The organism is Actinomycetospora callitridis, assembly GCF_028737265.1.
GTDB lineage: Bacteria > Actinomycetota > Actinomycetes > Mycobacteriales > Pseudonocardiaceae > Actinomycetospora > Actinomycetospora callitridis.
In genome coordinates, this window is sequence record NZ_JAQZAK010000012.1 from 75,114 (window position 1) to 97,763 (window position 22,650).

29 protein-coding genes, 2 tRNA genes and 1 pseudogene are annotated in these 22,650 nt (G+C 70.8%); 10 read left to right on the forward strand and 22 right to left on the reverse strand.

Annotation, left to right across the window (positions count from 1 at the left end):
• Positions 1 to 20: 20 nt before the first annotated feature.
• The 6 genes from PH191_RS26715 to PH191_RS26740 form a co-directional block, all read right to left on the reverse strand.
• Positions 21 to 380 carry a hypothetical protein gene (locus tag PH191_RS26715; RefSeq protein ID WP_274197674.1) on the reverse strand — a complete coding sequence of 120 codons (360 nt, stop codon included), beginning with the start codon at positions 378 to 380 and terminating at the stop codon, positions 21 to 23.
• Entirely contained in the window at positions 373 to 909 is a 537-nt protein-coding gene (locus tag PH191_RS26720) for a hypothetical protein (RefSeq protein WP_274187525.1), read from the reverse strand. Before PH191_RS26720 ends, PH191_RS26715 begins: the two co-directional genes overlap by 8 nt.
• Positions 906 to 1,403: a WhiB family transcriptional regulator gene (locus PH191_RS30005; protein ID WP_337994105.1), complete on the reverse strand. Its 498-nt coding sequence runs from the start codon at positions 1,401 to 1,403 to the stop codon at positions 906 to 908. The genes PH191_RS26720 and PH191_RS30005 overlap by 4 nt, the downstream gene beginning before the upstream one ends.
• The gene (ssb, locus tag PH191_RS26730) at positions 1,300 to 1,734 is read right to left on the reverse strand and encodes a single-stranded DNA-binding protein (RefSeq protein ID WP_274197675.1); all 435 of its coding nucleotides are present in this window, start codon (positions 1,732 to 1,734) and stop codon (positions 1,300 to 1,302) included. The genes PH191_RS30005 and ssb overlap by 104 nt, the downstream gene beginning before the upstream one ends.
• Before the next feature lie 300 nt (positions 1,735 to 2,034).
• On the reverse strand, positions 2,035 to 2,262 hold the full coding sequence (locus tag PH191_RS26735; protein ID WP_274197676.1) for a hypothetical protein: 228 nt from the start codon (positions 2,260 to 2,262) through the stop codon (positions 2,035 to 2,037).
• Positions 2,262 to 2,507 carry a helix-turn-helix domain-containing protein gene (locus PH191_RS26740; protein ID WP_274197677.1) on the reverse strand — a complete coding sequence of 82 codons (246 nt, stop codon included), beginning with the start codon at positions 2,505 to 2,507 and terminating at the stop codon, positions 2,262 to 2,264. The genes PH191_RS26735 and PH191_RS26740 overlap by 1 nt, the downstream gene beginning before the upstream one ends.
• 153 nt (positions 2,508 to 2,660) lie before the next feature.
• Here PH191_RS26740 and PH191_RS26745 point away from each other — a divergent pair, with 153 nt between their 5' ends.
• Positions 2,661 to 3,404, forward strand: coding sequence for an XRE family transcriptional regulator (locus PH191_RS26745; protein ID WP_274197678.1), 744 nt, complete (start codon positions 2,661 to 2,663; stop codon positions 3,402 to 3,404).
• Positions 3,405 to 3,408: 4 nt separating this feature from the next.
• Complete coding sequence (locus PH191_RS26750; protein WP_274197679.1) at positions 3,409 to 3,879, forward strand: NUDIX hydrolase; 471 nt, start codon at positions 3,409 to 3,411, stop codon at positions 3,877 to 3,879.
• On the opposite strand, the gene PH191_RS26755 is transcribed toward PH191_RS26750, so the two are convergent.
• The 8 genes and pseudogenes from PH191_RS26755 to PH191_RS26785 form a co-directional block, all read right to left on the reverse strand.
• Complete coding sequence (locus PH191_RS26755) at positions 3,870 to 4,433, reverse strand: HD domain-containing protein (RefSeq protein ID WP_274197680.1); 564 nt, start codon at positions 4,431 to 4,433, stop codon at positions 3,870 to 3,872. The two genes, PH191_RS26750 and PH191_RS26755, sit on opposite strands and share 10 nt — an antisense overlap.
• 159 nt (positions 4,434 to 4,592) lie before the next feature.
• Positions 4,593 to 4,919 (reverse strand): YnfA family protein, encoded by a 327-nt coding sequence (locus PH191_RS26760; protein WP_274197681.1) that lies wholly within the window; start codon positions 4,917 to 4,919, stop codon positions 4,593 to 4,595.
• Positions 4,916 to 5,707: a helix-turn-helix domain-containing protein gene (locus tag PH191_RS26765; protein ID WP_274197682.1), complete on the reverse strand. Its 792-nt coding sequence runs from the start codon at positions 5,705 to 5,707 to the stop codon at positions 4,916 to 4,918. The genes PH191_RS26760 and PH191_RS26765 overlap by 4 nt, the downstream gene beginning before the upstream one ends.
• Positions 5,704 to 6,864, reverse strand: a complete 1,161-nt coding sequence (locus PH191_RS26770) for an MFS transporter (RefSeq protein WP_274197683.1) — start codon at positions 6,862 to 6,864, stop codon at positions 5,704 to 5,706. Before PH191_RS26770 ends, PH191_RS26765 begins: the two co-directional genes overlap by 4 nt.
• Before the next feature lie 3 nt (positions 6,865 to 6,867).
• Positions 6,868 to 7,224 (reverse strand): arsenate reductase/protein-tyrosine-phosphatase family protein, encoded by a 357-nt coding sequence (locus tag PH191_RS30155; protein WP_420791855.1) that lies wholly within the window; start codon positions 7,222 to 7,224, stop codon positions 6,868 to 6,870.
• A gap of 135 nt (positions 7,225 to 7,359) precedes the next feature.
• Positions 7,360 to 7,581, reverse strand: a pseudogene (locus tag PH191_RS30160) (three-helix bundle dimerization domain-containing protein); the annotation flags it as partial.
• Positions 7,578 to 8,699: an ACR3 family arsenite efflux transporter gene (arsB, locus tag PH191_RS26780; protein WP_420791850.1), complete on the reverse strand. Its 1,122-nt coding sequence runs from the start codon at positions 8,697 to 8,699 to the stop codon at positions 7,578 to 7,580. The pseudogene PH191_RS30160 and the gene arsB, both read right to left, overlap by 4 nt.
• Positions 8,696 to 9,124 (reverse strand): ArsR/SmtB family transcription factor, encoded by a 429-nt coding sequence (locus tag PH191_RS26785; RefSeq protein ID WP_274197685.1) that lies wholly within the window; start codon positions 9,122 to 9,124, stop codon positions 8,696 to 8,698. The genes arsB and PH191_RS26785 overlap by 4 nt, the downstream gene beginning before the upstream one ends.
• 89 nt (positions 9,125 to 9,213) lie before the next feature.
• On the opposite strand from PH191_RS26785, the gene PH191_RS26790 reads away from it, so the two are divergent.
• The 4 genes from PH191_RS26790 to PH191_RS26805 are packed head-to-tail and all read left to right on the forward strand — an operon-like array spanning position 9,214 to position 11,431.
• A complete protein-coding gene (locus tag PH191_RS26790; RefSeq protein WP_274197686.1) occupies positions 9,214 to 9,738 on the forward strand; it encodes an ArsI/CadI family heavy metal resistance metalloenzyme in 525 nt (174 codons plus the stop codon).
• A gap of 1 nt (position 9,739) precedes the next feature.
• Positions 9,740 to 10,477, forward strand: a complete 738-nt coding sequence (locus PH191_RS26795) for a methyltransferase domain-containing protein (protein ID WP_274197687.1) — start codon at positions 9,740 to 9,742, stop codon at positions 10,475 to 10,477.
• Between the two features lie 24 nt (positions 10,478 to 10,501).
• Complete coding sequence (locus PH191_RS26800) at positions 10,502 to 11,029, forward strand: DinB family protein (RefSeq protein WP_274197688.1); 528 nt, start codon at positions 10,502 to 10,504, stop codon at positions 11,027 to 11,029.
• 48 nt (positions 11,030 to 11,077) lie between these two features.
• A complete protein-coding gene (locus tag PH191_RS26805) occupies positions 11,078 to 11,431 on the forward strand; it encodes a VOC family protein (RefSeq protein ID WP_274197689.1) in 354 nt (117 codons plus the stop codon).
• Positions 11,432 to 11,445: 14 nt separating this feature from the next.
• Here the strand turns inward: PH191_RS26805 and PH191_RS26810 are convergent, their stop codons facing one another.
• The 4 genes from PH191_RS26810 to PH191_RS26825 form a co-directional block, all read right to left on the reverse strand.
• Entirely contained in the window at positions 11,446 to 11,676 is a 231-nt protein-coding gene (locus PH191_RS26810; protein WP_274197690.1) for a DF family (seleno)protein, read from the reverse strand.
• 89 nt (positions 11,677 to 11,765) lie between these two features.
• Positions 11,766 to 13,529, reverse strand: a complete 1,764-nt coding sequence (locus tag PH191_RS26815) for a tyrosine-type recombinase/integrase (RefSeq protein WP_274197691.1) — start codon at positions 13,527 to 13,529, stop codon at positions 11,766 to 11,768.
• Positions 13,530 to 13,621: 92 nt separating this feature from the next.
• Positions 13,622 to 13,694: transfer RNA gene (locus PH191_RS26820), tRNA-Ala, on the reverse strand.
• Positions 13,695 to 13,701: 7 nt separating this feature from the next.
• Complete coding sequence (locus PH191_RS26825) at positions 13,702 to 13,824, reverse strand: DLW-39 family protein (protein ID WP_274197692.1); 123 nt, start codon at positions 13,822 to 13,824, stop codon at positions 13,702 to 13,704.
• Positions 13,825 to 13,952: 128 nt separating this feature from the next.
• Between PH191_RS26825 and PH191_RS26830 the strand changes: the two genes are divergently transcribed.
• From PH191_RS26830 to PH191_RS26845, 4 genes are all read left to right on the forward strand, one after another.
• Positions 13,953 to 15,146 (forward strand): Tm-1-like ATP-binding domain-containing protein, encoded by a 1,194-nt coding sequence (locus PH191_RS26830; RefSeq protein WP_274197693.1) that lies wholly within the window; start codon positions 13,953 to 13,955, stop codon positions 15,144 to 15,146.
• Positions 15,143 to 16,015 carry a phosphoenolpyruvate hydrolase family protein gene (locus PH191_RS26835; RefSeq protein WP_274197694.1) on the forward strand — a complete coding sequence of 291 codons (873 nt, stop codon included), beginning with the start codon at positions 15,143 to 15,145 and terminating at the stop codon, positions 16,013 to 16,015. The genes PH191_RS26830 and PH191_RS26835 overlap by 4 nt, the downstream gene beginning before the upstream one ends.
• Positions 16,015 to 16,458 (forward strand): SRPBCC family protein, encoded by a 444-nt coding sequence (locus PH191_RS26840; RefSeq protein ID WP_274197695.1) that lies wholly within the window; start codon positions 16,015 to 16,017, stop codon positions 16,456 to 16,458. The genes PH191_RS26835 and PH191_RS26840 overlap by 1 nt, the downstream gene beginning before the upstream one ends.
• 115 nt (positions 16,459 to 16,573) lie before the next feature.
• Positions 16,574 to 16,987, forward strand: a complete 414-nt coding sequence (locus PH191_RS26845; RefSeq protein WP_274197696.1) for a histone-like nucleoid-structuring protein Lsr2 — start codon at positions 16,574 to 16,576, stop codon at positions 16,985 to 16,987.
• 91 nt (positions 16,988 to 17,078) lie between these two features.
• Here PH191_RS26845 and PH191_RS26850 read toward each other — a convergent pair.
• The 4 genes from PH191_RS26850 to PH191_RS26865 all read right to left on the reverse strand — a co-directional run bounded on the left by PH191_RS26850 (position 17,079) and on the right by PH191_RS26865 (position 22,527).
• Positions 17,079 to 17,152: transfer RNA gene (locus PH191_RS26850), tRNA-Ile, on the reverse strand.
• A gap of 75 nt (positions 17,153 to 17,227) precedes the next feature.
• Complete coding sequence (locus PH191_RS26855; protein ID WP_274197763.1) at positions 17,228 to 18,025, reverse strand: DUF3566 domain-containing protein; 798 nt, start codon at positions 18,023 to 18,025, stop codon at positions 17,228 to 17,230.
• Positions 18,026 to 18,428: 403 nt separating this feature from the next.
• The gene (gene gyrA / locus PH191_RS26860) at positions 18,429 to 20,936 is read right to left on the reverse strand and encodes a DNA gyrase subunit A (RefSeq protein WP_274197697.1); all 2,508 of its coding nucleotides are present in this window, start codon (positions 20,934 to 20,936) and stop codon (positions 18,429 to 18,431) included.
• A 190-nt stretch (positions 20,937 to 21,126) separates the two neighbouring features.
• Positions 21,127 to 22,527, reverse strand: coding sequence for an MFS transporter (locus PH191_RS26865; protein ID WP_274197698.1), 1,401 nt, complete (start codon positions 22,525 to 22,527; stop codon positions 21,127 to 21,129).
• Positions 22,528 to 22,650 lie beyond the last annotated feature (123 nt).

The following is a 22,650-nucleotide window of genomic DNA, read 5'->3' on the forward strand; positions in this document are numbered from 1 at the left end:
CAGGATCAGTAGCGTCGAGATCATGACGGCCCCCCGCTCTCGCCGGGCTGCGGGCCCACAGGCACGCCTGGGCCGGCGTGTGCGAGCCAGTAGCCGCCGCCAGCGCGGGCGAGCTGGAACTGCGTTCCCTCCCCCGTCATGCGCTTCGCCCACACCTGGGCGGCCTCGTCGGTCATCGCCTCGTCGGTGCGTCCGACCAGCGCCGCGTCGACGAACAGGGCCCACGTGATCGGCCCACCGCACGGCGCGTCCCCCAACACGAGACCGAGGACCGGGGCCGCGACATCCGCGCGGACCAGCTCGACCCCCAGCAGCAGCGGCCGCGTCGTCTCTGCCGGCTCACCGACTCGTGCACTGGGCGCCGGCCTGCGACTAGGCATCGGTGTCTCCTTCCACGTCGTGGCGCCACACCTCGAGTGCCGCCGCGCGGCGGGCGCAGTCGTCGTGATGGCCGGTCTCCCGGTCGTCGGGGTGTGCAGCGAACGGCCCGGTGTCGCGGACCCGACCGCGGCACGTCGTGCAGGTCCACACCGCTGAAGTCAGCTGAACGCCGGCCGCGGGTGGTGGAGGTCGGTGCTCGATGAGCCACTCCCACGCCGCCTCATCGCGGGTGCTCCCGCCGGCGTCGGCGGGGAGCCCGAGGGCATGGCCGATGGCGTCCCAGCTGTGGCCGGCGCTCCGAGCGCGCAGCGCTGAGTTCCGCAGCGCCCCGATCGCGACGTCGGCAACGAGTCGTCCCGCCCGCACTCCGGTGAGCGGGTCGTCCAGCACGGGACGGGAGAGCCCGTGGAAGCCCTCGATCGGCTCTTGGTGTTCGGCTGCGTCGAACGCGGTGACCGCCACCTCGCGCACGAGCTCGCGGGTCCTCCACGCCGCCTGTTCGCGTCGACTCACCTCGAGCGCGCTCATCGGGGATCAGCCCCTTGAGTGGGCGCCGACTGCTCGGAGGGGAGGCGGGAGGCCCAACGCGCGATGGTGCGGACGCTCACCCCGTACTCGGCCGCAACCTCCGAGTAGGAGGACCCGGCGTCGAGGAGAAGCAGCCACCGCGGCTTTCGCGCCCCGGGGCGTTCGCGTTGCGCCCGAGCTCGTCGACGCTCGTGCTCGGTCAACCCACCGGCGACTCCGTGTGGAAGACGCTCGAGCGCCTCGGCCAGGCACTGCTCCCGCACGGGGCAGCGCCGGCACACCGCCTTCGCCGCCGCGACCTGCGTGCGCACCAGGGGCTCGTCCGACGGCTCCGGGAAGAACAGCTCCGGATCCACGCCCCGGCACGCCGCGCGAACCTGCCAGTTCGTGTCAGCCATGGCCGCCCACCAGCTCTTCCGCCGAGGCCTCAGCGCTCTCCGGGTCGCCGGCGCGGCCGGCAGGCGCGGTCGTGCGCTGAGGGCGTGCCGTGGCATAACGCAGCGACACCCCGAGGTCGTCGACCTCGAGCTCGATCAGCTGCCGGTGCTGGCCCTCGGCGGTCTCGAACGACCGCTGCCGCAGCCGACCGGTCACCACGACTCGGTCGCCCTTGTCCAGCGACTCTGCGGCGTGCTCCGCAAGCGGGCCCCATGCGACACAGCGCAGGAACAGGGCATCGCCATTGGTCCACGTGCCCTGCTGGCGGTCGAAGCGCCGGGGTGTGGAGGCGACCGTGAACCCTGCTCGCCCTGCCCCGCTCGGCAGGTACCGCAGGTCCGGGGCATCGGTCAGGTTGCCGACGATCGTCAGCGTCGTCTCGTTCATGTCGTTCTCCTCAGAAGTGATCAGCTGCGTCGGTCGCACAGGTGGGTGCGGTGGGGTCCCGCCGGTTGCGGGTGGAGGCGTCCTGGTTGCCTCCACCCCGCGTGCGGGCGCCGCGGGGCGTCGAGGTCTCCGGGGTCAAGGGCCGGGCTCGTCCGGCCGCGCAGCGGCGCCGCAGGCGCCCTTGAGGCGGGAGGAACGGCTCGCTCACGCTCGGCGGGACCCAACGATTCGGCGTCGTCGGCGGCGCTCCGCCTCGGTTCGTGGCCGCGCGGCCTTGAGCGCCTCAGGTCGCGGCAGCCTTCAGCCGTCGGTGGTCGTCTCCGAAGCGCCCGTCAAGGCAGGCGTCGTGGCCTGATCCACGGCCGACATCAACCCGCCGATCACTCCCGGCAGGCCCTGACCGGCCGGTGTGCCGATGAACAGCACCAGGGCAACGAGCGAGAACACCACGGCACCAGCGGCGGACCGGGTCTTCGCGCAGATGAACGCGCCCAGTATCGCGAAGAGAATCAGCAGCCCGACACTCATCACCGCTCTCCACGGAACATTCCCAGCAGCGAGGAATCGCCGTCCGATCGCTCGGCCGTCGCTTCCGCGACGAGTCCATCGATCACCGCAGCAGGGATCAGCACCCGACCACGGATACGGATCGCCCGCAGCTCACCGGAGTTGATCGCGCGATAGACCGTCATGCGCGACATCTTGAACATTGCGGCGACCTCGGCCACGTCGTAGAACGTCGGCGCCGTCGCAGTCCTTTCATTGAGTGTCACGGTGTCCTCCGAAGCTCCTCCGTGCTCACCGAGTGGCGGCGAGGCAACGCAAGAGTGCGAGAAAAGCAGGGGACGCCTACACCATCAGGCGGGACAACTAGGGACGTCTTCGCTAGAATAAAGTCGTCCCCAGGCAAGGCACGGAGGTCCGAGATGGCCAACGAGCGTCTCCGTGACGCCCTGATGCACGCTGGGCACTCGACCTCCACCGCAGCCGATCAGGTCGGCGTCGACGCGAAGACCGTCGAACGGTGGCTCACACAGGATCGGGTTCCGTACCCCCGCCATCGAGGTGCGCTGGCTGCTCTGGTGGGGCGGAGCGAGTCCTACCTGTGGCCCGCCGCCGTGCCGGCTCAGCGACAGAAGAAGGCCGCGACCTCGGAGATCGTCGAGACCTTCCCGCACCGCAGCGACGTGCCTGCCCGCCTGTGGGATGACCTGCTGCTGCGGGCGTCAGCACGGATCGACGTACTGGTGCACGCTGGGCAGTTCCTCCATGAGCGTCCGAGCTTCATCGCGACGTTGAAGGCCAAGGCGGAGGCCGGCGTCGCGGTGCGGATCGCCTTCGGCGCGCCCGAGAGCGAGGCCACCGAGCGCCGGAGCGCGGAGGAGAAGCTCGGCCTCGGGGTACTGGGGGCGCGCATCCGGTACGGCCTCGTCAGCTATCGACCGCTCCTCCGCACCGAGGGCGTCGAGTTTCGCTTCCACGAGACCACGCTCTACAACTCGATCTTCCGGTTCGACGATGAGATGATCGTGAACATGCACGTCTTCGGCGTCCCAGGTCCGCACGCACCGGCAATGCATCTCCGGAAACTGGCTGCCGGCGACGTGTTCGACACCTACGAGGGCAGCTTCGTGGACGTCTGGGAACAGTCGAAGCCGGCCGAGTGGTAGCGGCATGGCCAGAACCGATCACTTCAACGACCCGGACGCTCCCCGACCGAACAGCATCGTCATCGCGGTCAGCGCTTTCGTGCTCGACAAGGATGCTCAGTTGCTGATGATCCGTCGCACCGACAACGGCTACTACGCCCTTCCGGGCGGCCGCCACGAACTCGGTGAGACGATGACTCAAACGGTTGTCCGCGAAACCCAAGAAGAGACTGGGATGACTGTCGAGGTGACGAGCCTCGTCGGCATCTACTCCAATCCCGACCATGTCATGGCCTACGACGACGGCGAGGTCCGTCAGGAGTTCTCCATCTGCTTCCGAGCTCGGCCCGTCGCCGGCGCACCACGGACGAGCGACGAGTCGAGCGAGGTCGTGTGGGTGCCACGCGCGGAGCTCGCCGGCATCGAGGTCCACCCGTCGATCCGCCTCCGGATCGACCATGGGTTCCGAACCGACGCCCCGCCGTACTACACCTGATCCGCGAGCCCGACCGCCGTCAGCCACACACGCGATCGACTGATCGCCGCCCGGCGCTCGTCCATGCCGGCATCCAGCGCGCGCGTGACGTAGTGATCGGGGCCGTAGCGCTCCCGCACCTCAGCCATGCGGTCCTCGAAGTCGAGGTCCGTGCCGTCCGGCCCGGTGGTCATGTCGCAGTACCAGAGCAGATCGCGGGTCAGGGTGCGCTCGTCTTCGAACTCGGCGAGCTCGTCGGCAACGCCGAACTCCTCGGCCTCCGCCCATGCCGACGAGTGAAAGGCGACGAGGTCGACGACGCGCTGCGGAGCGCCGTGGTCGCGGAGGTAGCGCGCTCCGTCGAGAGGATGGAAACCGGTGCCCGCGAGGTCGGGCGCGTACCCGACGTCGTGCACCCAGGCCGTCGCCTCGAGGAGCTCGCCGTCTTCACCGAGTTCGCGCGCCATGAGCCGAGCCTTCCCGGCAACGGCAACCACATGGGACCAACGCCGGGGTAGTGCCTCTGCGAGGAGGTGCCGTGCCTGCTGTTCGGCATCCGACGGCTCGAGAGACATCTGAAGCAGCCTAGAGGCGGCTGGCTCGCGTGCGTCATCTCGACGGAGACGTCGGTATCCGTCCCACCTCGACGGACCCGTTGAGCTGGTGCCGAGCTCTCGAGCCCGCCCGCACGAGCTCTCGCCTCTCAGTTCGTACTCCCAGTCGGAGCGCTCCCGTCACCGCGGGGCGTACATGATGACCCCTACTCCGACCAGGCACACCGCTGCGCCGATGACGTCGAACCGGTCAGGTCGGTAGCCGTCGAGCGCCATGCCCCAGGCCAGCGAACCGGCGACGAAGATGCCGCCGTAGGCGGCAAGAATGCGGCCGAACTGGGCGTTGGGTTGGAACGAGGCGGCGAAGCCGTAGAGGCCGAGTGCGAGCACCCCGAGAGCGGCGAACCACCAGGCCCGTCCTTCCCGCACGGCCTGCCCGACCAACCAGGCGCCGCCGATCTCGAACAGCGCCGCGACGACGAAGAGAGCGATCGATCGCAGCGTCACGCGTCGGGCTCGCCGAACAGCTCGTGGACGAGGACCAGGGCGTCTGCCGGTGCCCGCACTTCCATGGTGGGTGGGTCGGCGAAGTGCAGGCTGAGGTCGAAGAAGCTGCAGCAACCGGACTCGGCCGCGGCGAGCTCGGCGAGTTCGCCGACGTGGGCCCTCGCCGGGTCGAAGGTCAACCTGACCCCGTCCGGGATGGCGACCCGACCTGTCACCGCGGTGAGAGCCGCTTGCCACCGGTCGGCACGCTCGGTGCGCTCGGAGCCGTCGAGGGTGCAGACGATGGCGGGACCGTCGTTCGTAGACGCGAGGGGCAGCGCCATGAGGTTGGGCGCTGTCGGATGGTCCTGACCGAGGAAGGCGCAGGAGGGGTCGCAGGGACCGTCCCGATCGATGGCCGCGAGTTGCTGCTGGGCGCGCTGGAGCCGGCCCGCGAAGTCGCGGAGCTGGGCGATGCGTTCCTCAGTGTCGGCGAGGTGGCGCTCCAGCAGTGGCGCGAGCTCCCCTTGGACGTCCGAGCACAGGCCGTGCTCCCACGGGTCGAGCAGACGACGTATCTCGGGCAGCGGCAGACCGAGGCTCTTCGCCGTGCCGATGAAGTTCAGCCGGTCCACCGCGTCGTCGTCGAAGAGGCGGTAGCCCGAGGACGATCGCCGCGCGGGAAGGAGACCTTCCGAGTCGTAGAAGCGCACCGTGCTCGCCGGGACCCCGCTGCGACTCGCCAACTCAGACACCTTCAACCCGTTCACCTCATCGACGCTAAACCTCGAAGTCGACTCGAAGGTCAAGCTCGAGACCGGGTCAGGCGGGTGAACGCGAGCACACATGCCCAGGCCCCGGTCGCGACGACGAGGAAGGCGACGAAGACGCCGTCGTAGCCGAGCTGCGGGGCGAGCGTGGCCGCGCCGACGGGTGCGACGAGGCCTGCGATGCCCCAGCTGGTGAACACGAGGCCTAGGTGGTGCCGAAGCGTTCGGGCGGGACCACGTCCGAGGTGGCTGCTGGCGTCAGGGTCGAGAGCGCCCCGTATTGGGTGCCGAGCAGGAGCAGGGCAGCCAGGGCGAGGGGTCCGCTCGCGCCGAGCGCCAGGGGGATGCAGGCGAGCACGAGCAGCGCCGAGTTGGCGTGGAGTGCGGCGCGCCGGCCGATGCGGTCGGAGAGGGGGGCCGGCGATGAGCCGGCCGGCGAAGTTGCCGAGGTTGAGCAGTACCACCGCGAGCGTCACGACGGCCACGTCTCCGGCGAGGCTTCCGGCCTGGGCGAAGGCCGCGAGAGCGGGAGCGCTGCCGAGGCCGAAGGCCAGCCACAGCGCGATGACGGGTCGGCTCGGGCGGATCGGTCGGACGCTGCGGTCGCGCGGTCGACGCGAGGTGGGCGCGGCGCCAGGTACGAGAGTGGCCGCGATGGCGAGCAGGACTCCGAGCGTGCCGGCGAGGACCACGAAGGTCCAGCTGCGACCCACGGCGGCCAGCAGCGCTGATGCAAGCGGGGCGAGGACGGCGGTGCCGGCGGCGTAGGCGCTGACGACCAGGCCGAGGGCGAGACCGCGTCCGGAGGCGACGGTTCCGGCGACGCGGACGGCGGTGGCGTAGCCGAGTCCGGTGGAGCCGCCGACCAGGACGCCGAAGGTCAGGAACAGGACGACCACCGACGAGGCGACGGCGCTGCCCAGCAGGCCGAGCATCGTGCCGCCGAGGGCGATCAGCGCGAGCCGGCGCGGCGGGAACGTGTCCGCGGCCCGTCCGCCGACCAGGACGCCGAGCATGAAGGCGGCCAGGCCGACGGAGAAGACGCCGGCCAGCAGTGCGTGGCTGACGCCGAGGTCCCGGCCGAGGGAGTCGGTGAAGACGTCCCAGGCGAACAGCGGGCTGACGGCGAGGTCGAGCAGGACGGCGCCGGTCAGCGCGCGTCTCTTGCCCGCTGTGGCGGCGCCGGTGTCGGCCACGGGTCACATGGTGCGCGCGGGTACCAGCTCGGTCAGCAGCTCGCGGACGCGCTGGTCGATGTCGTCGCGGATGGGGCGGACGTCGTTGGCGCCCTTGCCGGCGGGGTCGGTGAGTTCCCAGTCGAGGTAGCGCTTGCCGGGGAAGATCGGGCAGGCGTCGCCGCAGCCCATGGTGATGACGACGTCGGCGGCTTCGACGACGTCGGTGGTGAGCGGCTTGGGGAACTCGCGGGAGAGGTCGAGGCCGAGTTCGGCCATGACCTCGCGGACCGCGGGGTTGATCTCGTGGGCCGGGGTGGAGCCGGCGGAGCGGACGTGGACCGTGCCCTGGGCGTGGTGATCAAGCAGGGCAGCGGCCATCTGGGATCGGCCGGCGTTGTGCACGCAGACGAACAGGACCTCGGGGACGTCGGACACCAGTGCTCCCTGGGCTTGGGCGGCGGCGGTCAGGCGCTCGCGGGCGAACCGCTCGGAGAGGACGGTCAGGTGGCTCGTGATTCTCGCGGTGGTGGAGAGCAGCTCGTGCGATTCCACGAGGCAGGCCGCGACGGTCTCAGGGGAGAACACTCCGGCGAAGCGTTCGGCGAGCACCTCGGCGGTGTGGGCGAGGTGGTGGTCGGCGGAGAGCAGGCTCAGCGCCTCGAGGTCGCGTCGTGGCGGGACGACGGGACTCGCCGGGCCGGTGGTGGGGTCGGGTTGGACGGCGTCGTGGCTCATCCGCGTGCTCCTGATCCGGTGGGCTCCACGTCCCCGGTGCGGGGCGGGAAGAGTCGGCGTCGCAGCCACAGCGACACGTAGACCAGCGCGACCAGGACCGGCACCTCGATGAGCGGGCCGACGACGCCGGCGAGGGCCTGGCCGGAGGTGGCGCCCCAAGTGGCGATGGCGACGGCGATGGCGAGCTCGAAGTTGTTGCCCGCGGCGGTGAACGCGAGCGTGGTGGTGCGTTCGTAGCCGAGCCCGACGGCGCGTCCGAGGGCGTAGGAGCCGGCCCACATCAGCGCGAAGTAGATCAGCAGCGGCAGGGCGATCCGGACGACGTCGAGGGGCCGGCTGGTGATGGCATCGCCCTGCAGGGCGAACAGCACGACGATGGTGAACAGCAGCCCGTAGAGCGCGAACGGCCCGATGCGCGGCAGGAAGCGGTCCTCGTACCAGGCCCGTCCCTTCGCCCGCTCTCCCAATCGCCGGGTCAGGTAGCCCGCGAGCAGCGGGATGCCGAGGAAGATCAGTACCGAGCGGACGATGGCCCAGGCGGAGACGTCGAGCCCGGCCGTCGGGAGCCCGAGCCAGCCGGGCAGCACGGCGAGGTAGAACCAGCCCAGGGCGCCGAAGGCGATCACCTGGAACACGGAGTTGAGCGCGACGAGCACGGCGGCGGCTTCGCGGTCGCCGCAGGCGAGGTCGTTCCAGATGATGACCATGGCGATGCAGCGGGCGAGCCCGACGACGATCAGCCCGGTGCGGTATTCGGGCAGGTCGGGCAGCAGCAGCCACGCCAGGGCGAACATCAGCGCCGGTCCGATCAGCCAGTTCAGGATCAGCGAGGAGATCAGCAGCCGACGGTCGCCGGTGACGGTGTCGAGGCGGTCGTAGCGGACCTTCGCCAGCACTGGATACATCATGATCAGCAGCCCGAGCGCGATCGGGAGCGAGACCCCGTCGATCGCGACCGCGCCCAGGGCCTCGCCAAGGCCGGGGATCAGCCGGCCCGCGAGCAGGCCCACGGCCATCGCGGCGAGAATCCAGATCGGCAGGAACCGGTCGAGGGTGGAGAGCTTGGCGACGACGCCGGCCTCTCCGGGGTCGTTCGAGGTCAGGTTCTCGGTGCTCACGCCTCGACCACCGGCAGGGCCTCGCGGCCGGCAGGCACCGCGGCGGGCGAGTCCTGGGCGGTGGCGGGCACGAGCACCGCGGACACGGTCGCCAGCAGCTCAGGGCGCACCCGGTAGTACACCCACGTACCCCGGCGTTCGCCCGTGATCAGCCCGGCCTCGCGCAGCACCTTCAGGTGGTGCGAGATGGTCGGGCCCGACAGGTCGAACACGTCGGTCAAGTCGCAGACACACGCCTCGCCGCCGACGTGGGAGGCGATCAGCGACAGCAGCCGCAGCCGCACCGGGTCGCCCATCGCCTTGAACACCCGCGAGAGCTCGATCGACTGCTGCGCCGAGAGCGGTTCACGGGCCAGCGGCTCGCAGCACCTCACGACCTCGGCGAGCTGGGCCAGCACCCGCTCCTCGTCACCCTGCTTTGACATGCATCTACCTTGACACCCGTCGAAACGAGGCGCAAGGTTGGCTGCCTCGACAGACGTCGAAACAAGAGATGAACACTAGGAGGCACATTATGTCCCGTGTGCAGCTCGCCCTGCGGGTCTCCGACCTGGAGGGCTCGATCCGCTTCTACTCGTCGCTGTTCGGGGTGGAGCCGGCCAAGCGCCGCCCCGGCTACGCCAACTTCGCCGTCTCCGAACCACCGCTCAAGCTGGTGCTACTCGAGGGCGAGGCGGACCGTCCAACGGTCATGGACCACCTCGGGGTCGAGGTCGCGTCCACCGACGAGGTCCACGACGCCACCGAGCGCCTCTCGACTCTGGGCCTGTTCACGCAGGTCGAGGACGACACCACCTGTTGCTACGCCCGCCAGGACAAGGTGTGGGTGCAGGGCCCCGGCCACGAGCCGTGGGAGGTCTACACCGTCAAGGAGGACTCCCAGGACTTCGGCACCAACGGGATCATCACCACGATGCCCGACGACGCCAGCGCCGAGAGCGCCACCGGCCAGACCGCCTGCTGCTCGCACGACGAGGCGCCGATCGAGCCCGGCGTGACCGTCACCGAAGCCAAGACCGCGTCTGGTGCGGATGCGTGAGATGACGCAGGACGGGTCAGCCGGTGCGCGCGAGCGGGTCCGCGCCCGCTACGCCACCGCGGCCGGCCAGGTCCGCGCCGGCCGGACACCGAGCTGCTCGGAGGCCGACCCGACGGGTCTGTGCGGCGACGCCTACGACCCCGCGCAGCTCGCGGACGCCGGGGGTGCAGGCGCCGCCAGCCTGGGCTGCGGCAACCCGCTCGCGGTCGCGGAGCTTGTCACCGGGGAGACCGTGCTCGACCTCGGTTCCGGCGCCGGCCTCGATGTGCTGCTCTCGGCCCGCCGCGTGGGGCCCGACGGGTTCGCCTACGGGCTGGACATGACCGACGAGATGCTCGGCCTCGCCCGCGAGCACGCCCGGGAGGCCGGCGCCACCAACGTCGAGTTCCTGCGCGGGCACATCGAGGCCATCCCGCTGCCGGATGCCTCGGTCGACGTCGTCATCTCCAACTGCGTGATCAACCTGTCGGCGGACAAGCCAGCCGTGTTCGCCGAGATCGCCCGCGTCCTGCGACCCGGCGGGCGGGTCGGGGTGTCCGATCTCGTCGGCGACGACCACGCTGACCCGGCCACCCTCGACGAAGCGGCCGCATCGGTCGGGGCCATCACCGGTGTCCTGGGTCGGAGCGCCTACCGCGCCGAGATGGAGGAGGCCGGGCTCACCGAGGTCGCCGTCACCGCCACCGGTGAGGTCGCCGCCGGCGTCTTCTCAGCCATCATTCAGGCCTCGCGCCCCTGATCCAGCCAGGCGCACACTCCCTGGATGGACCGGCAGGCGGTTCACCAGGAGCTTGAGCGCGCGCGGTCGGCCTTCCACGAGCTGCACGCGCAGGCGACACCTGCCGACTTGAAGCGCCGTTCGGACGGCACCCGGTGGACCAACCAGCAGCTGCTGTTCCACATGCTGCTCGGTTACCTGATCATCCGGGCTCTCGGGAACCTCGTCCGGCTGTTCGGCCGGCTGCCACCCGGCGTGAGCCGCGCCTACGCCGCCGTCCTCGACGCCGGCACCCGCCCGTTCGACGTCGCCAACTTCCTCGGCTCCTGGGCCGGCGGCACCACCTTGGGCCGTCGCGGACAGACCGCCCTGTTCGACCGCGTCATCGACGCCCTGCACCGCCGCCTCGACGCCGAGACCGACGCCGACCTCTCCCGGGGCATGCACTACCCCACACGTTGGGACCCGTTCTTCAGGCCGTACATGACCCTCGCCGACGTCTACCGCTTCCCCACCCAGCACTTCGACTTCCACCGCCGACAGCTCACCCTCGAGCCGAACGAGCAGCGGTGAACGACTACGCGCTCCAGGACCCGGTGGCCTCCAGGGACACTGAGCGCCATGACCCCGCGCCTGGTGGCCATCCCGATCCTCCCGGTCAGGGACATGGACGAAGCGTTGGAGTTCTGGTCGCGGCTTCCCCACCTGACGGTCGAGCAGTACGAGGGCGGCGGTTACGCCTTCGTGCGCCATCTCGGCGGCGAGGTGATCCACCTGGACCATCGCCCTGAAATGGACAGCTCAGCCAACATGGCGGGCTGTTACCTGCACATACCGGGCATCGACGCGCTGCACGAGGCCCTCGCCGCTGCCGAGATGCCGGTGTCGGACGTTCGGGACGAGCCGTGGGGCATGCGCGAGTTCACGCTGACCGACCCGAGCGGCAACGTGATCCGACTCGGCTGCGGCGACTGAGCGCACGGGCCGGCTCAGCGCTCACCCACACCAAGAGCACGCCGCACCCACTCGTCAGGAGGAGTGCCGCGCGACCCGTCAACGGTCAGATAGATCCGGCAGGACATACCGAAGTCAGTCCGTTCGACGGCTCCAGTCTCCACGTCGCGGCCGTCGACGCGGACGGTCGGAGAACCCAAGAAGGACTCGGCGACGGCCTGCGCCTCGTCGTTGATCTCGCGCTCGACGAGCTGGTGGCTCGTCATCGCGACGGAGATCCCGCAGGTGGGGAAGGTACTTCTCCGCGTTTGGGCAGCCGACGAAGTAGAGCAGCTCGACCTTCACGCTCCCAGTATCAATGTCGGACGCGTGCACCAGGTCGCTGTTGGCCCCGACTGCTGACCGACCTACCGGCGTCGTACACCTGTTCGATGGACTCGAACCCGTCCGGCATGCACTCTGCGCACCCATGCGGACGATCAGGACGTGGCGCGTTCTCCGCCGACAAGGTCGTGGGCTCAGCCTCTGGGCCGTCGCTCGTGGGTGGAGCTGAGCCACTGCCCCAGGAGCCGTCGATAGGGTCGTGCGCAGCAGGACCTAGGTCGAGTCGCGCCTGGGGAGCGAGCACGCTGGGTCGCCGACCACGACTCACCTCGACGAGACCCCAGACCTGCAACAGAGTCACGGCTCGCTGAGCAGTCGCAGTCGAGACGCCGAAGTCGATGCCGAGCTGCTTCCCTGTCGGAAGCTGGGCGCCGACCGGCCACTCGCCGGCGGCGATGCGGTCGCGCAGCGCCACCGCAATGTGCTCGAACGGGTATCGCGGGTCCGCCTTGGCGCGCTCGACGTCGTCGATCTCTGGGGGCGCAGGGCGCTCGGGCAGACGCTCGGCCAGCCCCTGCGCCGCCCGCTGGTCCGCCTCGGCCACCCATGCTGCATAGACGCGAAGCGTCGTCGTACCCCCACCGCCGTGGCCGAGCCGGCCCGCGACCGTGCGGACGTCCACGCCACCGGCGATGAGCTCGGTCGCCGTGTAGTGCCGGAGGTTGTGGAGGTGGGTGTCGATGCCGAGCCGGTCGGCCATCTTGCTGTACCGCTGGGTCACCGAGGACGGCGTCAGGTGCGTCGCTCCCGTCGGCGAGGGTGAGAAGACGAACGCATCCGGCGACAGCTCGACCTCGAGAGCCGCGCAGCGCTCCTCCCACCGGCGGCGATGTTCGGCGAGGGCTTCGACGGTGCCGGGGTCGATGGTGACGTGGCGGCGCTGATGGGTCTTGGTGTCCTTCTCCTCGGTCTCGCTCCGGACCTCGGCGATCGCGCGCCGAATCGTGATCACGCCTCGCTCGAGGTCGACGTACCGCCAACGCAGCCCGCAAACTTCTCCCCGGCGAGCGCCGGTGACCATCAGAAGCCATACGACCATCCCCCAGTCGGGGTCGCGGCGCCCCGCCTCGGCGACGAGCCGCGCGGCTTCCTCGGGTGTCGGCGGCTGCGGGTCGGGTGCGGGCACCGGCGGGGGCTCGGCCTGGTCCATCGGGCTCGAGCCCACCCACCGCCACCGCACCGCACGCTTGTAGGCGCCGCTCAGGATGTAGTGAATCTTGCGGATCGTCGCGGCCCCGAGCGACCGGCACCGATGCGGTCGACACCGAACATCGCACTCGTGAGGGTGGGTCGTGCGGTGATCGACTCCTCGACGGTCGCGGCAGTGCTCGCGGCACCGCCGCATCTCGGCGTAGAGCGAATCCAGGATCTCGGCGTCGAGCGAGCCGACCTTCGACTTGCCGATGAACGGGCGAACGTGCTTGTCGACGTACTCCCGGTAGCCCTCGACCGTGCGACGGCCGCCGGTGTGCTGGTCGAGGTAACGGTCGAGCAGCTGGTTGACGGTGGCCGTCGTCTGCGGGTTGCGCCTCTTCCGGATGTCGGCGAGGAAGCCGAGACGGATCTCCTCGGCTCGCTCCCATGCCTTGGGTCCGGCCGGAACCGTCTCGACGAGGCTGTGTCGTCGCTTCGTGACCGGGTCCTGGCCGGCGTAGACGCGCACCCGCATCGCTCCACTCGGGAGCAGCTCGATGTTGCCCTTATCGCGCGAAGAAGGGCGCGCAGCCTTCGCCATGAGCAGGAAGGTAGGTCAGCTCGTGCCACAAACCGTGCCACGAGCGAGGAAGTTACCCGGTTCGGACCAACGTCTGTGCTGGTCACGGTGGGTGGAGACGAAGGGAATCGAACCCTCAACCCCCGCCTTGCAAAGGCGGTGCTCTGCCAATTGAGCTACGTCCCCGAGGGGGCTAGGACGACGTCGACGGCCTCGTCGCGTCGCGCCAGACCTCCTTGGCGGGGTTCTGGTCCCGCTGTCGTCGGATCAGCAGGGCGGCCCCGGCGGCCAGGGCGAGAGCAACGACGGTCTTCACCGCACTCCTCCCGTCGACGACCCGTTCACGGTACCTCAGGGGCCGGCGCCGCCCGCCGGTCGCGCGCGACCGGGCGCGGGCGGTAGGAACCGTCCCGGCGGACGACGGTGTCGTGGACGGGAGCGCGGATGGCTGGGACGGGTCGTGCCTACGTGGTGGGCACCTTCGACACGAAGGGCGAGGAGCTGCGCTACGTCGCCAGGCTCCTGCGGGATGCGGGTCACGAGGTGACGACTGTCGACGTCGGCACCTCCGATCCCGACGCGACCGCCGCCGATGTCGGGCCGCGGGAGGTGGCCGGTGCGGAGGCGTTCACCGGCGACCGCGGGAGCTCGGTGTCGGCGATGAGCGAGGCGCTGGAGCGGTGGCTCCCGGCCCGCGACGACCTCGCGGGCGTGCTCGCGCTCGGCGGATCCGGGGGCACCGCCCTCGTGACACCTGCCCTGCAGCGTCTCCCGGTGGGTGTCCCGAAGATCGTGGTGTCGACGGTGGCCTCGGGGAACGTCGCGCCGTACGTCGGCTCGGTGGACCTGACGCTCATGTACTCGGTCACCGATGTCGCGGGGCTCAACCGCATCAGCCGGCGGGTGCTGTCCAACGCCGCGCACGCCCTGGGCGGGGCCATCGCGGCACCCGTGCCGGAGGCGCAGGACAAGCCGGCGCTCGGGCTGACGATGTTCGGGGTCACGACGCCGTGCGTCTCCGCCGTGACCGAGGCGGTCGCCGACCGCTGGGACTGCCTCGTCTTCCACGCCACCGGCACGGGCGGGCGCGCGATGGAGAAGCTCGTCGACGACCGTCTGGTCGAGGCCGTCGTCGACGTCAGCACGACGGAGATCGCGGACCTCGTCGTCGGCGGGATCATGGCCGCCACCGAGGACCGTCTCGGTGCGATCGCCCGCACCGGGGTGCCGTGGGTGGGCTCGGTCGGGGCGCTGGACATGGTCAACTTCGGGGCGCCCGACACCGTGCCCGAGCAGTTCCGGGGCCGGACGCTCTACGAGCACAACGCGCAGGTGACCCTGATGCGCACGACCCCCGAGGAGTGCCGCGCCGCCGCGGAGTTCCTGGCCGACAAGCTCAACGCCTGCCCCGGACCGGTGCGCCTCGTCCTGCCGACGGGCGGCGTCTCGGCCCTGGACGCGCCCGGCATGCCCTTCGCCGACGCCGAGGCGGACGCCGCGCTGTTCGACACCCTGCGCGAGCGGGTCCGCGTCGACGACGACCACCGGATCGTCGAGAGCCCGCACCACGTCAACGACCCCGAGTTCGCCGCGACCCTCGTCGCCGCGCTCGAGGAGATCACCGGAGGACGCCCGTGACCCGCGCCGAGATCGTCGAGCGCCTCCGCGCCAAGGTCGGTCGTGGCGAGCCGATCGTCGGCGGCGGCGCCGGCACCGGCCTGTCCGCCCGCTGCGAGGAAGAGGGCGGGATCGACCTCATCGTCATCTACAATTCCGGGCGATATCGGATGGCCGGGCGGGGTTCGCTCGCCGGATTGCTCGCCTACGGCAACGCCAACGACATCGTCGTGGAGATGGCGCGCGAGGTCATCCCCGTCGTCCGGCACACCCCGGTGCTGGCCGGCGTGAACGGCACCGACCCGTTCCTGCTGCGTACGCGGTTCCTGCGCGAGCTGCGCGAACTCGGCTTCGCCGGCATCCAGAACTTCCCGACGGTCGGACTCATCGACGGCACCTTCCGGGTGAATCTCGAGGAGACCGGGATGGGGTTCGACCGCGAGGTCGAGCTGGTCGCCGCCGCGCACGACGAGGATCTGCTCACCACGCCCTACGTGTTCTCCGTCGACGACGCCCGTGCGATGACCGCCGCCGGCGCGGACGTCGTCGTGTGTCACATGGGCCTCACCACCGGCGGATCGATCGGCGCGCAGACCGCGAAGTCGTTGGACGACTGCGTCGCACTCGTCGACGAATGGGCGGCCGCCGCCCGCGAGGTCCGCGACGACGTCCTCGTGCTCGTCCACGGCGGCCCCGTCTCGTCGCCCGAGGACGCGGCGTACGTCCTGTCCCGCACGCGTACCTGCCACGGCTTCTACGGCGCCAGCAGCATGGAGCGCCTGCCCACCGAGCAGGCCCTGACCGCCACGACCCGGGCGTTCGTCGCCCTGCGGCCCGACCACCGGAACGACCACCCGAACGACCACCCGAACGACGAGGAGCACGCCTGATGCCCGAGGTGACCAGCAGCGCCGTCATCCCCGCCGACGTCGACACCGTGTGGCGCGCGATCCGCGACTTCGACGGTCTGCCGTCCTGGGTCCCGGCGATCGAGGCCAGCGAACTGGAGGGCGACCTGCGCGGCGACCAGATCGGCGCCGTGCGCCGTCTGACCCTCGGCGACGGCGGAACCGTGCGCGAACGACTCGTCGCCCTCGACGACCGGGAACGACGTCTGACCTACGCGATCCTCGATTCGCCGTTCCCGGTCGAGGACTACCGATCCACGGTCCGGGTCTTCCCCGTGACCACGACCGGGGAATCCTTCGTCGTGTGGGGCGTCGTGTTCGACTGCCATCTCGCCGACAGCGAGCAGCTCTGTACTCTGTTCGGCCGCGATGTGTTCGGCGCCGGACTGAACGGTCTGGTCTCGTATTTGTCGCCCGGGGAGTGACGTCCGGGGCACGAAAGGAGTGCGGTGCGATCAGGCGCCCTTTCCTTTGCTAATGTCGAGTGACATCGAACGACACCGCGTCGATTCCATGGACAAGTGAGGAGTCACGCCCGCCATGGCCCAGAAGACCATCGTCACCCTGGTCGACGACCTGACCGGCGAAGAGGCCGAGGACATCACCACGGTCGAGTTCGCGCTCGACGGGGTGACGTACGAGATCGACCTCGACGACAAGAACAGCGCCCGGCTCCGGGACGCGCTCGCGGAGTACGTCGCCGCCGCGCGCCGCACCGGCGGTCGGCGTTCCTCCGCCGGCGGCAACGGCCGTCGTCGCTCGGGCGCCGGCACCGGCACCCCGCGGGCGACGTCCCCCGGCGGTTACGACCGCGAGACCTCCAAGCAGATCCGCGAGTGGGCCAAGGGCCACGGATTCGAGGTCTCCGACCGCGGCCGCGTGCCGAACAACGTGGTCGAGGCCTGGGAGGCCCAGCGCAAGGGTTCCGACCACGCCGCGTCGTTCTCCGGCTGACCGGCAGACCCACGCAGCACCGACGAAGAACGGCCCCGGAGCGCGATGCTCCGGGGCCGTTCTCGTGTCCGGTGAGGTGGCACCGAGTGGGTGGGCCCAGCTGGATTTGAACCAGCGACCTCGTCGTTATCAGCGACGCGCTCTAACCAACTGAGCTATGGGCCCTCGCGGGGACGAACCCGGGTGCGAACGCCACGGTACCCGACGGGCACCGGGCGCGGAGCACCCGCCCCGAGGCCGTCAGTCGCGCTCCGAGAGCGTGACCTCGATGCCTCCCGCGACGTCGGCCGAGATGTTGTAGATGAACGCCGACACGCTCGCGAGCGCGGTGAACAGGATGATGTTCACGACGCCGATGACCGCCGCGACGCCGAAGACGCCGCCCGCGGTGATGAGCTCGCCGCCGCCACCGGAGTCCGACGTGAGGTCCTGGTAGGTGCCGTTGAGCTGCGCCCACACGCCCATGCCGTCGAGCACGGCGTAGAGCACGCCGACCGCGAACATCCACACGAAGAACAGCGCGACGCCGAGCACGAGGGCGAGCTTCAGCACCGACCACGGGTCGAAGCGCCGTACCTGCAGGCTCGCCCGGCGGGGCGCCTTGCTGCTGCGAGGACGTCCCGCCGCGAGCTCGGCGACGTCGTCGGGCTCGCGACGTGGCTCGTCGGACTCGCGGCCGCGCAGGCCCAGCTGCTCCGGGGAGAGCTGGTTGGTGGGCGCGTCGATGCCCGACGAGGCCGGCTGCCCGGCGCCCCCGCCGTCACCCGTGCCGCCGGGGCGGCCGGTCCCGGTGGGCGCCGACGTCCGCACGGCGGCGGTGATGCCGCCGGCCGGCGTGCCCATGCCCTCCTGCGGAGGACGGCCGTTGGCCGGACCGCCCGGACCGCCCGGGCCGCCGTGCGGTCCCGGACCGCCGGGTCGCTGGAACGGACCCGACGGCGGGTGGGCGCCACCGGGAGGACCGCCGGCCCGCGGCTGGCCCCCGGCCGGGGTGGGCGGGCCGGCCGGACGCGGACCGGGCCGCCCCGCGTTCGGCACGGGACCCGACGGCGGACCGGTGGCCGCGCCGCCGCGCTGCCACGGCGGCGGCGGACCGGCCGAGCCGCCGGAGGAGGACGTCGACTCCCCGGAGGCGTCCGGCGCCTCGGAGGTCTGAGTCGTCGGGGAGGTCCCGGACGTCTCCGTGGCCGGTGCCTCCGTGCCGGGCTTGTCGGTGCTCGGCGTCCCCTTGCCCGACGCGGTGCCCGACGAGCCCTTCGGGCTCCCGTCGTCCTCGACGGCCGGAACCCGCGTGGTCGACTCCGCCGGAGCGGCCTCCTCGGTGCTCGTCCGCGCCCCACCCTTGCCCGACGTCTCCGACGACGGGGCGGGGTCCGGGTCGTCCGGCTTGCTCGGTGTGCTCACGAGGACTCGTCTCGTCGGTCGGTGACGGGATCAGGGATCAGGGCTGCGGCGGGGAGGTCGGGCCGCCCGCGTCGGGATCGGCCGCCTCCTCGGCGTTGCGCGCGATGGCGAGCAGGGTGCCGGTCTCCCCGAGGTTCATCAGGCGCACCCCCTTCGTCTGGCGACCCGCCTTGCGCACCGACTTGGCCGTCGTCCGGATCACCCCGCCGCTGGTCGTGATCGCGTAGAGCTCGTCGTCGAGCTCGACGATCAAGGCACCGACGAGGGTCCCGCGACGCCGGTCGTACTGCAGGGTCAGCACGCCCTTGCCGCCGCGACCCTGCACCGGGTACTCGTCGATCGGCGTGCGCTTCGCGTAGCCCCCGCCGGTGGCGACCAGCAGGAACGTCCCTTCGCGCACCACGCCGAGCGAGAGCAGCTCGTCGCCGGAGTTGAAGCGCATGCCGGTGACGCCGGACGTCGCCCGGCCCATCGGACGCAGCGCGTCGTCGGTGGCCGTGAAGCGGATCGACTGCCCCTCGGCGGAGACCAGGAGCAGGTCGTCGTCACCGGAGCACAGCACCGCGCCGACGAGCTCGTCGCTCTCGCGCAGGTTGATGCCGATGAGACCGCCGGCGCGGTTGGAGTCGAAGTCGGTGAGGCGCGACTTCTTCACCAGGCCGGCCTTCGTCGCGAGCACCAGGTACGGCGCCGCGTCGTAGTCCTTGATGTGCATGACCTGGGCGATCTGCTCCTCGGGCTGGAACGCGAGGAGGTTCGCCACGTGCTGGCCGCGGGCGTTGCGGTTGGCCTCGGGCAGCTCGTAGGCCTTGGCCCGGTACACCCGGCCCTTGTTGGTGAAGAAGAGCAGCCAGTCGTGCGTGGAGCACACGAAGAAGTGCGCCACGAGGTCGTCCTGCTTGAGCGTCGCGCCCTGGACACCGCGACCGCCGCGCTTCTGCGCGCGGTAGAGGTCGGTCTTGGTGCGCTTCGCGTAGCCGGTGCGCGTGATGGTGACGACGACGTCCTCGACCGCGATGAGGTCGGCGTCGGCGACCTCGCCGTCGTAGCCGACGAGACGCGTCAGGCGATCGTCACCGTACTTCTCGACGATCTCACCGAGCTCGTCGCGGACGATCTGTCGCTGCCGCTCCGGGCGGGCGAGGATGTCCTCGAGGTCGCGGATCGTCTCCTCGATCTCGGCCAGCTCGTCGATGATCTTCTGGCGCTCGAGGGCGGCCAGGCGACGCAGCTGCATGTCCAGGATCGCCTGGGCCTGGATCTCGTCGATCTCGAGCAGGTCCATCAGGCCGGAGCGCGCGACGTCGACGGTCTCCGACGCGCGGATCAGCGCGATGACCTCGTCGAGCGCGTCGAGGGCCTTCACCAGCCCGCGCAGGATGTGGGCCCGCTCCTCGGCCTTGCGCAGGCGGTAGCGCGTGCGCCGGACGATGACGTCGATCTGGTGGCGGATCCAGTGCCGGATCATCTGGTCGAGCCGCAGGGTGCGCGGCACGCCGTCGACGATCGAGAGCATGTTGACGCCGAAGCTGTACTGCAGCTGCGTGTGCTTGTAGAGGTTGTTCAGCACGACCTTCGCGACGGCGTCGCGGCGCAGCGTGATGACGATGCGGCGGCCCACGCGGTCCGACGATTCGTCGTTGATCTCGGCGATGCCCGCGATGCGCCCGTCGCGCACGAGCGTCGCGATCGACTCGATGAGCGAGTCCGGGTTGACCTGGTAGGGCAGCTCGGTGACCACCAGGATCGTGCGGCCCTTGGCGTCCTCCTCGGCCTCGACCACCGCGCGCATGCGGATCGAACCGCGTCCGGTGCGGTAGGCCGACTCGATGCCGTCGGAGCCGACGACGAGGCCGGCGGTGGGGAAGTCCGGACCCTTGATGAAGCCCATGAGGGCCTCGAGGGTCTCCTCCTCCGAGGCCTCGGAGTTGTCGAGCGCCCACATCGCGCCCGCGGCCACCTCGCGCAGGTTGTGCGGCGGCATGTTGGTGGCCATGCCGACGGCGATCCCCGCGCTGCCGTTGATCAGCAGGTTGGGCACGCGGCCCGGGAGGACCGTCGGCTCCTGGGTGCGACCGTCGTAGTTGTCCGCGAAGTCGACGGTCTCCTCGTCGATGTCCGCGAGCATCGACATCGCGAGCGGCGTCAGCCGGCACTCGGTGTAGCGCATGGCGGCGGCGGGGTCGTTGCCCGGCGAGCCGAAGTTGCCCTGGCCGTCGATCAGCGGGTAGCGCATCGACCACGGCTGGGCCAGGCGCACGAGGGCGTCGTAGATCGCCGAGTCGCCGTGCGGGTGGTAGTTGCCCATGACGTCGCCGACGACGCGGGCGCACTTCACGTAGCTGCGGTCGGGCCGGAACCCGGAGTCGTACATCGAGTACAGGACGCGGCGGTGGACCGGCTTGAGCCCGTCCTCCACCAGGGGCAGCGCCCGACCCACGATGACCGACATCGCGTAGTCGATGTAGGAGCGCTGCATCTCCTGCTGGATGTCGACCGGCTCGATGCGCTCGCCGGAGTCAGGAGGCAGGGTCGTCTCGGTCACGCGGTCGGTCTCCCCTTCTGGCGCCCCGGGCGCGGCGGACACCGCGTCGTCTCGAGGGGGGCGGCCCGTTCACCGGGCCCGCGACCAGCGCGGCCGTGGACCCAACCACCCGATTCTACCGACGACGCCGACGCACTCCCGGTTCCCCCGGCGGCGCGTCCGTGACCGCGTCCGTGACCGCGCCCGGGGATCAGTCGGCGGAGCGGCCCGCGGTGGCGTCCTGGGGTGCCCGCGGGTCGTCGAGCAGGCCGCGGGAGAGGGTCTCGGTCATGGCGTACGAGCAGGCGAGGGAGATCAGCGCCATGCCCACGACGTAGATGGCGACGGACATCAGGCTGCCCGTCCAGGCCACCAGCACGGCGCAGATCGTCGGCGCGATCCCGCCGAGGATCGAGGCGAGCTGGTAGGCCAGCGACGCGCCGCTGTAGCGGAGGCGGGTGGGGAACTGTTCGGCGAAGTAGGCCGACTGCGGCCCGTAGACCGCGCTCCGGCAGGCCTGCACGACGAGGCCGCCGAGGATGAACAGCGCGAGGTTGCCCGTGCCGACGAGCAGGAAGTACGGGATGCCGAACACCGCGAGCAGCCCCATGCCGGCGAGGAACATCCGTCGTCGGCCCACGTAGTCCGAGAGCAGGCCGAGCAGCAGGATCATCGGGATGTCGGAGGCGGACAGCGCGGTGTTCGCCGCGAGGATCTCGGTGCGGTCGTAGCCCAGGGTCGTCGTGGCGTAGGAGACCAGCCAGACCGAGCCGACGTAGAAGGTCGCGTTGGTGGCGAGGAACGACCCGGCGGCGAGCAGGATCTCCTTCGGGTAGGTGCGGAACGCCTCGACCACCGGCATCCGCGCCGCGGCCTTCGTCTCCATGGACTCGCGGAACACCGGGCTCTCGGCCACGGTCAGGCGGATCCACATCCCGACGGCGATGAGCGCGGCACTGGCCAGGAACGGGACGCGCCAGCCCCACGACAGGAACTGCTCCTCGGTCAACGTGAGGTCGAGGATGAGGAACGCCCCCGTGCCGCACACGAGGCCGAGCGGCACGCCGACCTGCGGCCAGCTCCCGTAGAAGCCGCGACGGTTCGGGGGCGCGTTCTCGACGGCCATGAGCGCGGCGCCGCCCCACTCCCCGCCGACGCCGAAGCCCTGCCCGATGCGCAGCACCACGAGCAGGATCGGGGCCGCGACGCCGATGGCGCCGTAGCTGGGCAGCAGCCCGATCGCCACCGTGCAGGCACCCATGAGCAGCAGCGACCACACGAGCATGGGCTTGCGACCCACGCGGTCGCCGAAGTGCGCGAAGACCGCGCCGCCGAAGGGCCGGGCGAGGAAGCCGGCCGCGAAGGTGCCGAAGGCGGCGATGGTGCCGGCGGTGGGCGAGGCGGACGGGAAGAACAGCTTCCCGAACACCAGCGCGGCCGCGGTGCCGTAGATGAAGAAGTCGAACCACTCGATGGTGGTGCCGACCAGGCTGGCCATCGCGACCTTGCGGGGGACGCGCAGCGAGGGGCCGGGGCGGTCGCCGCCGACGGTGTCGGGCCCGGAGGCGTCGGTGACCATGGCGTGCTCCTCGTCGTCGGGGTGCCCGGTCATGAGACGACCAGCCCACGACAAGGTCAAGGACCGGCAAAGAACCCGTCCCAGAACTGGGCCGTGTGCACGACGACGAGCGTCCGGAACGGGGCCGTCCGCACACCCCGCACACGACGAGGGCCC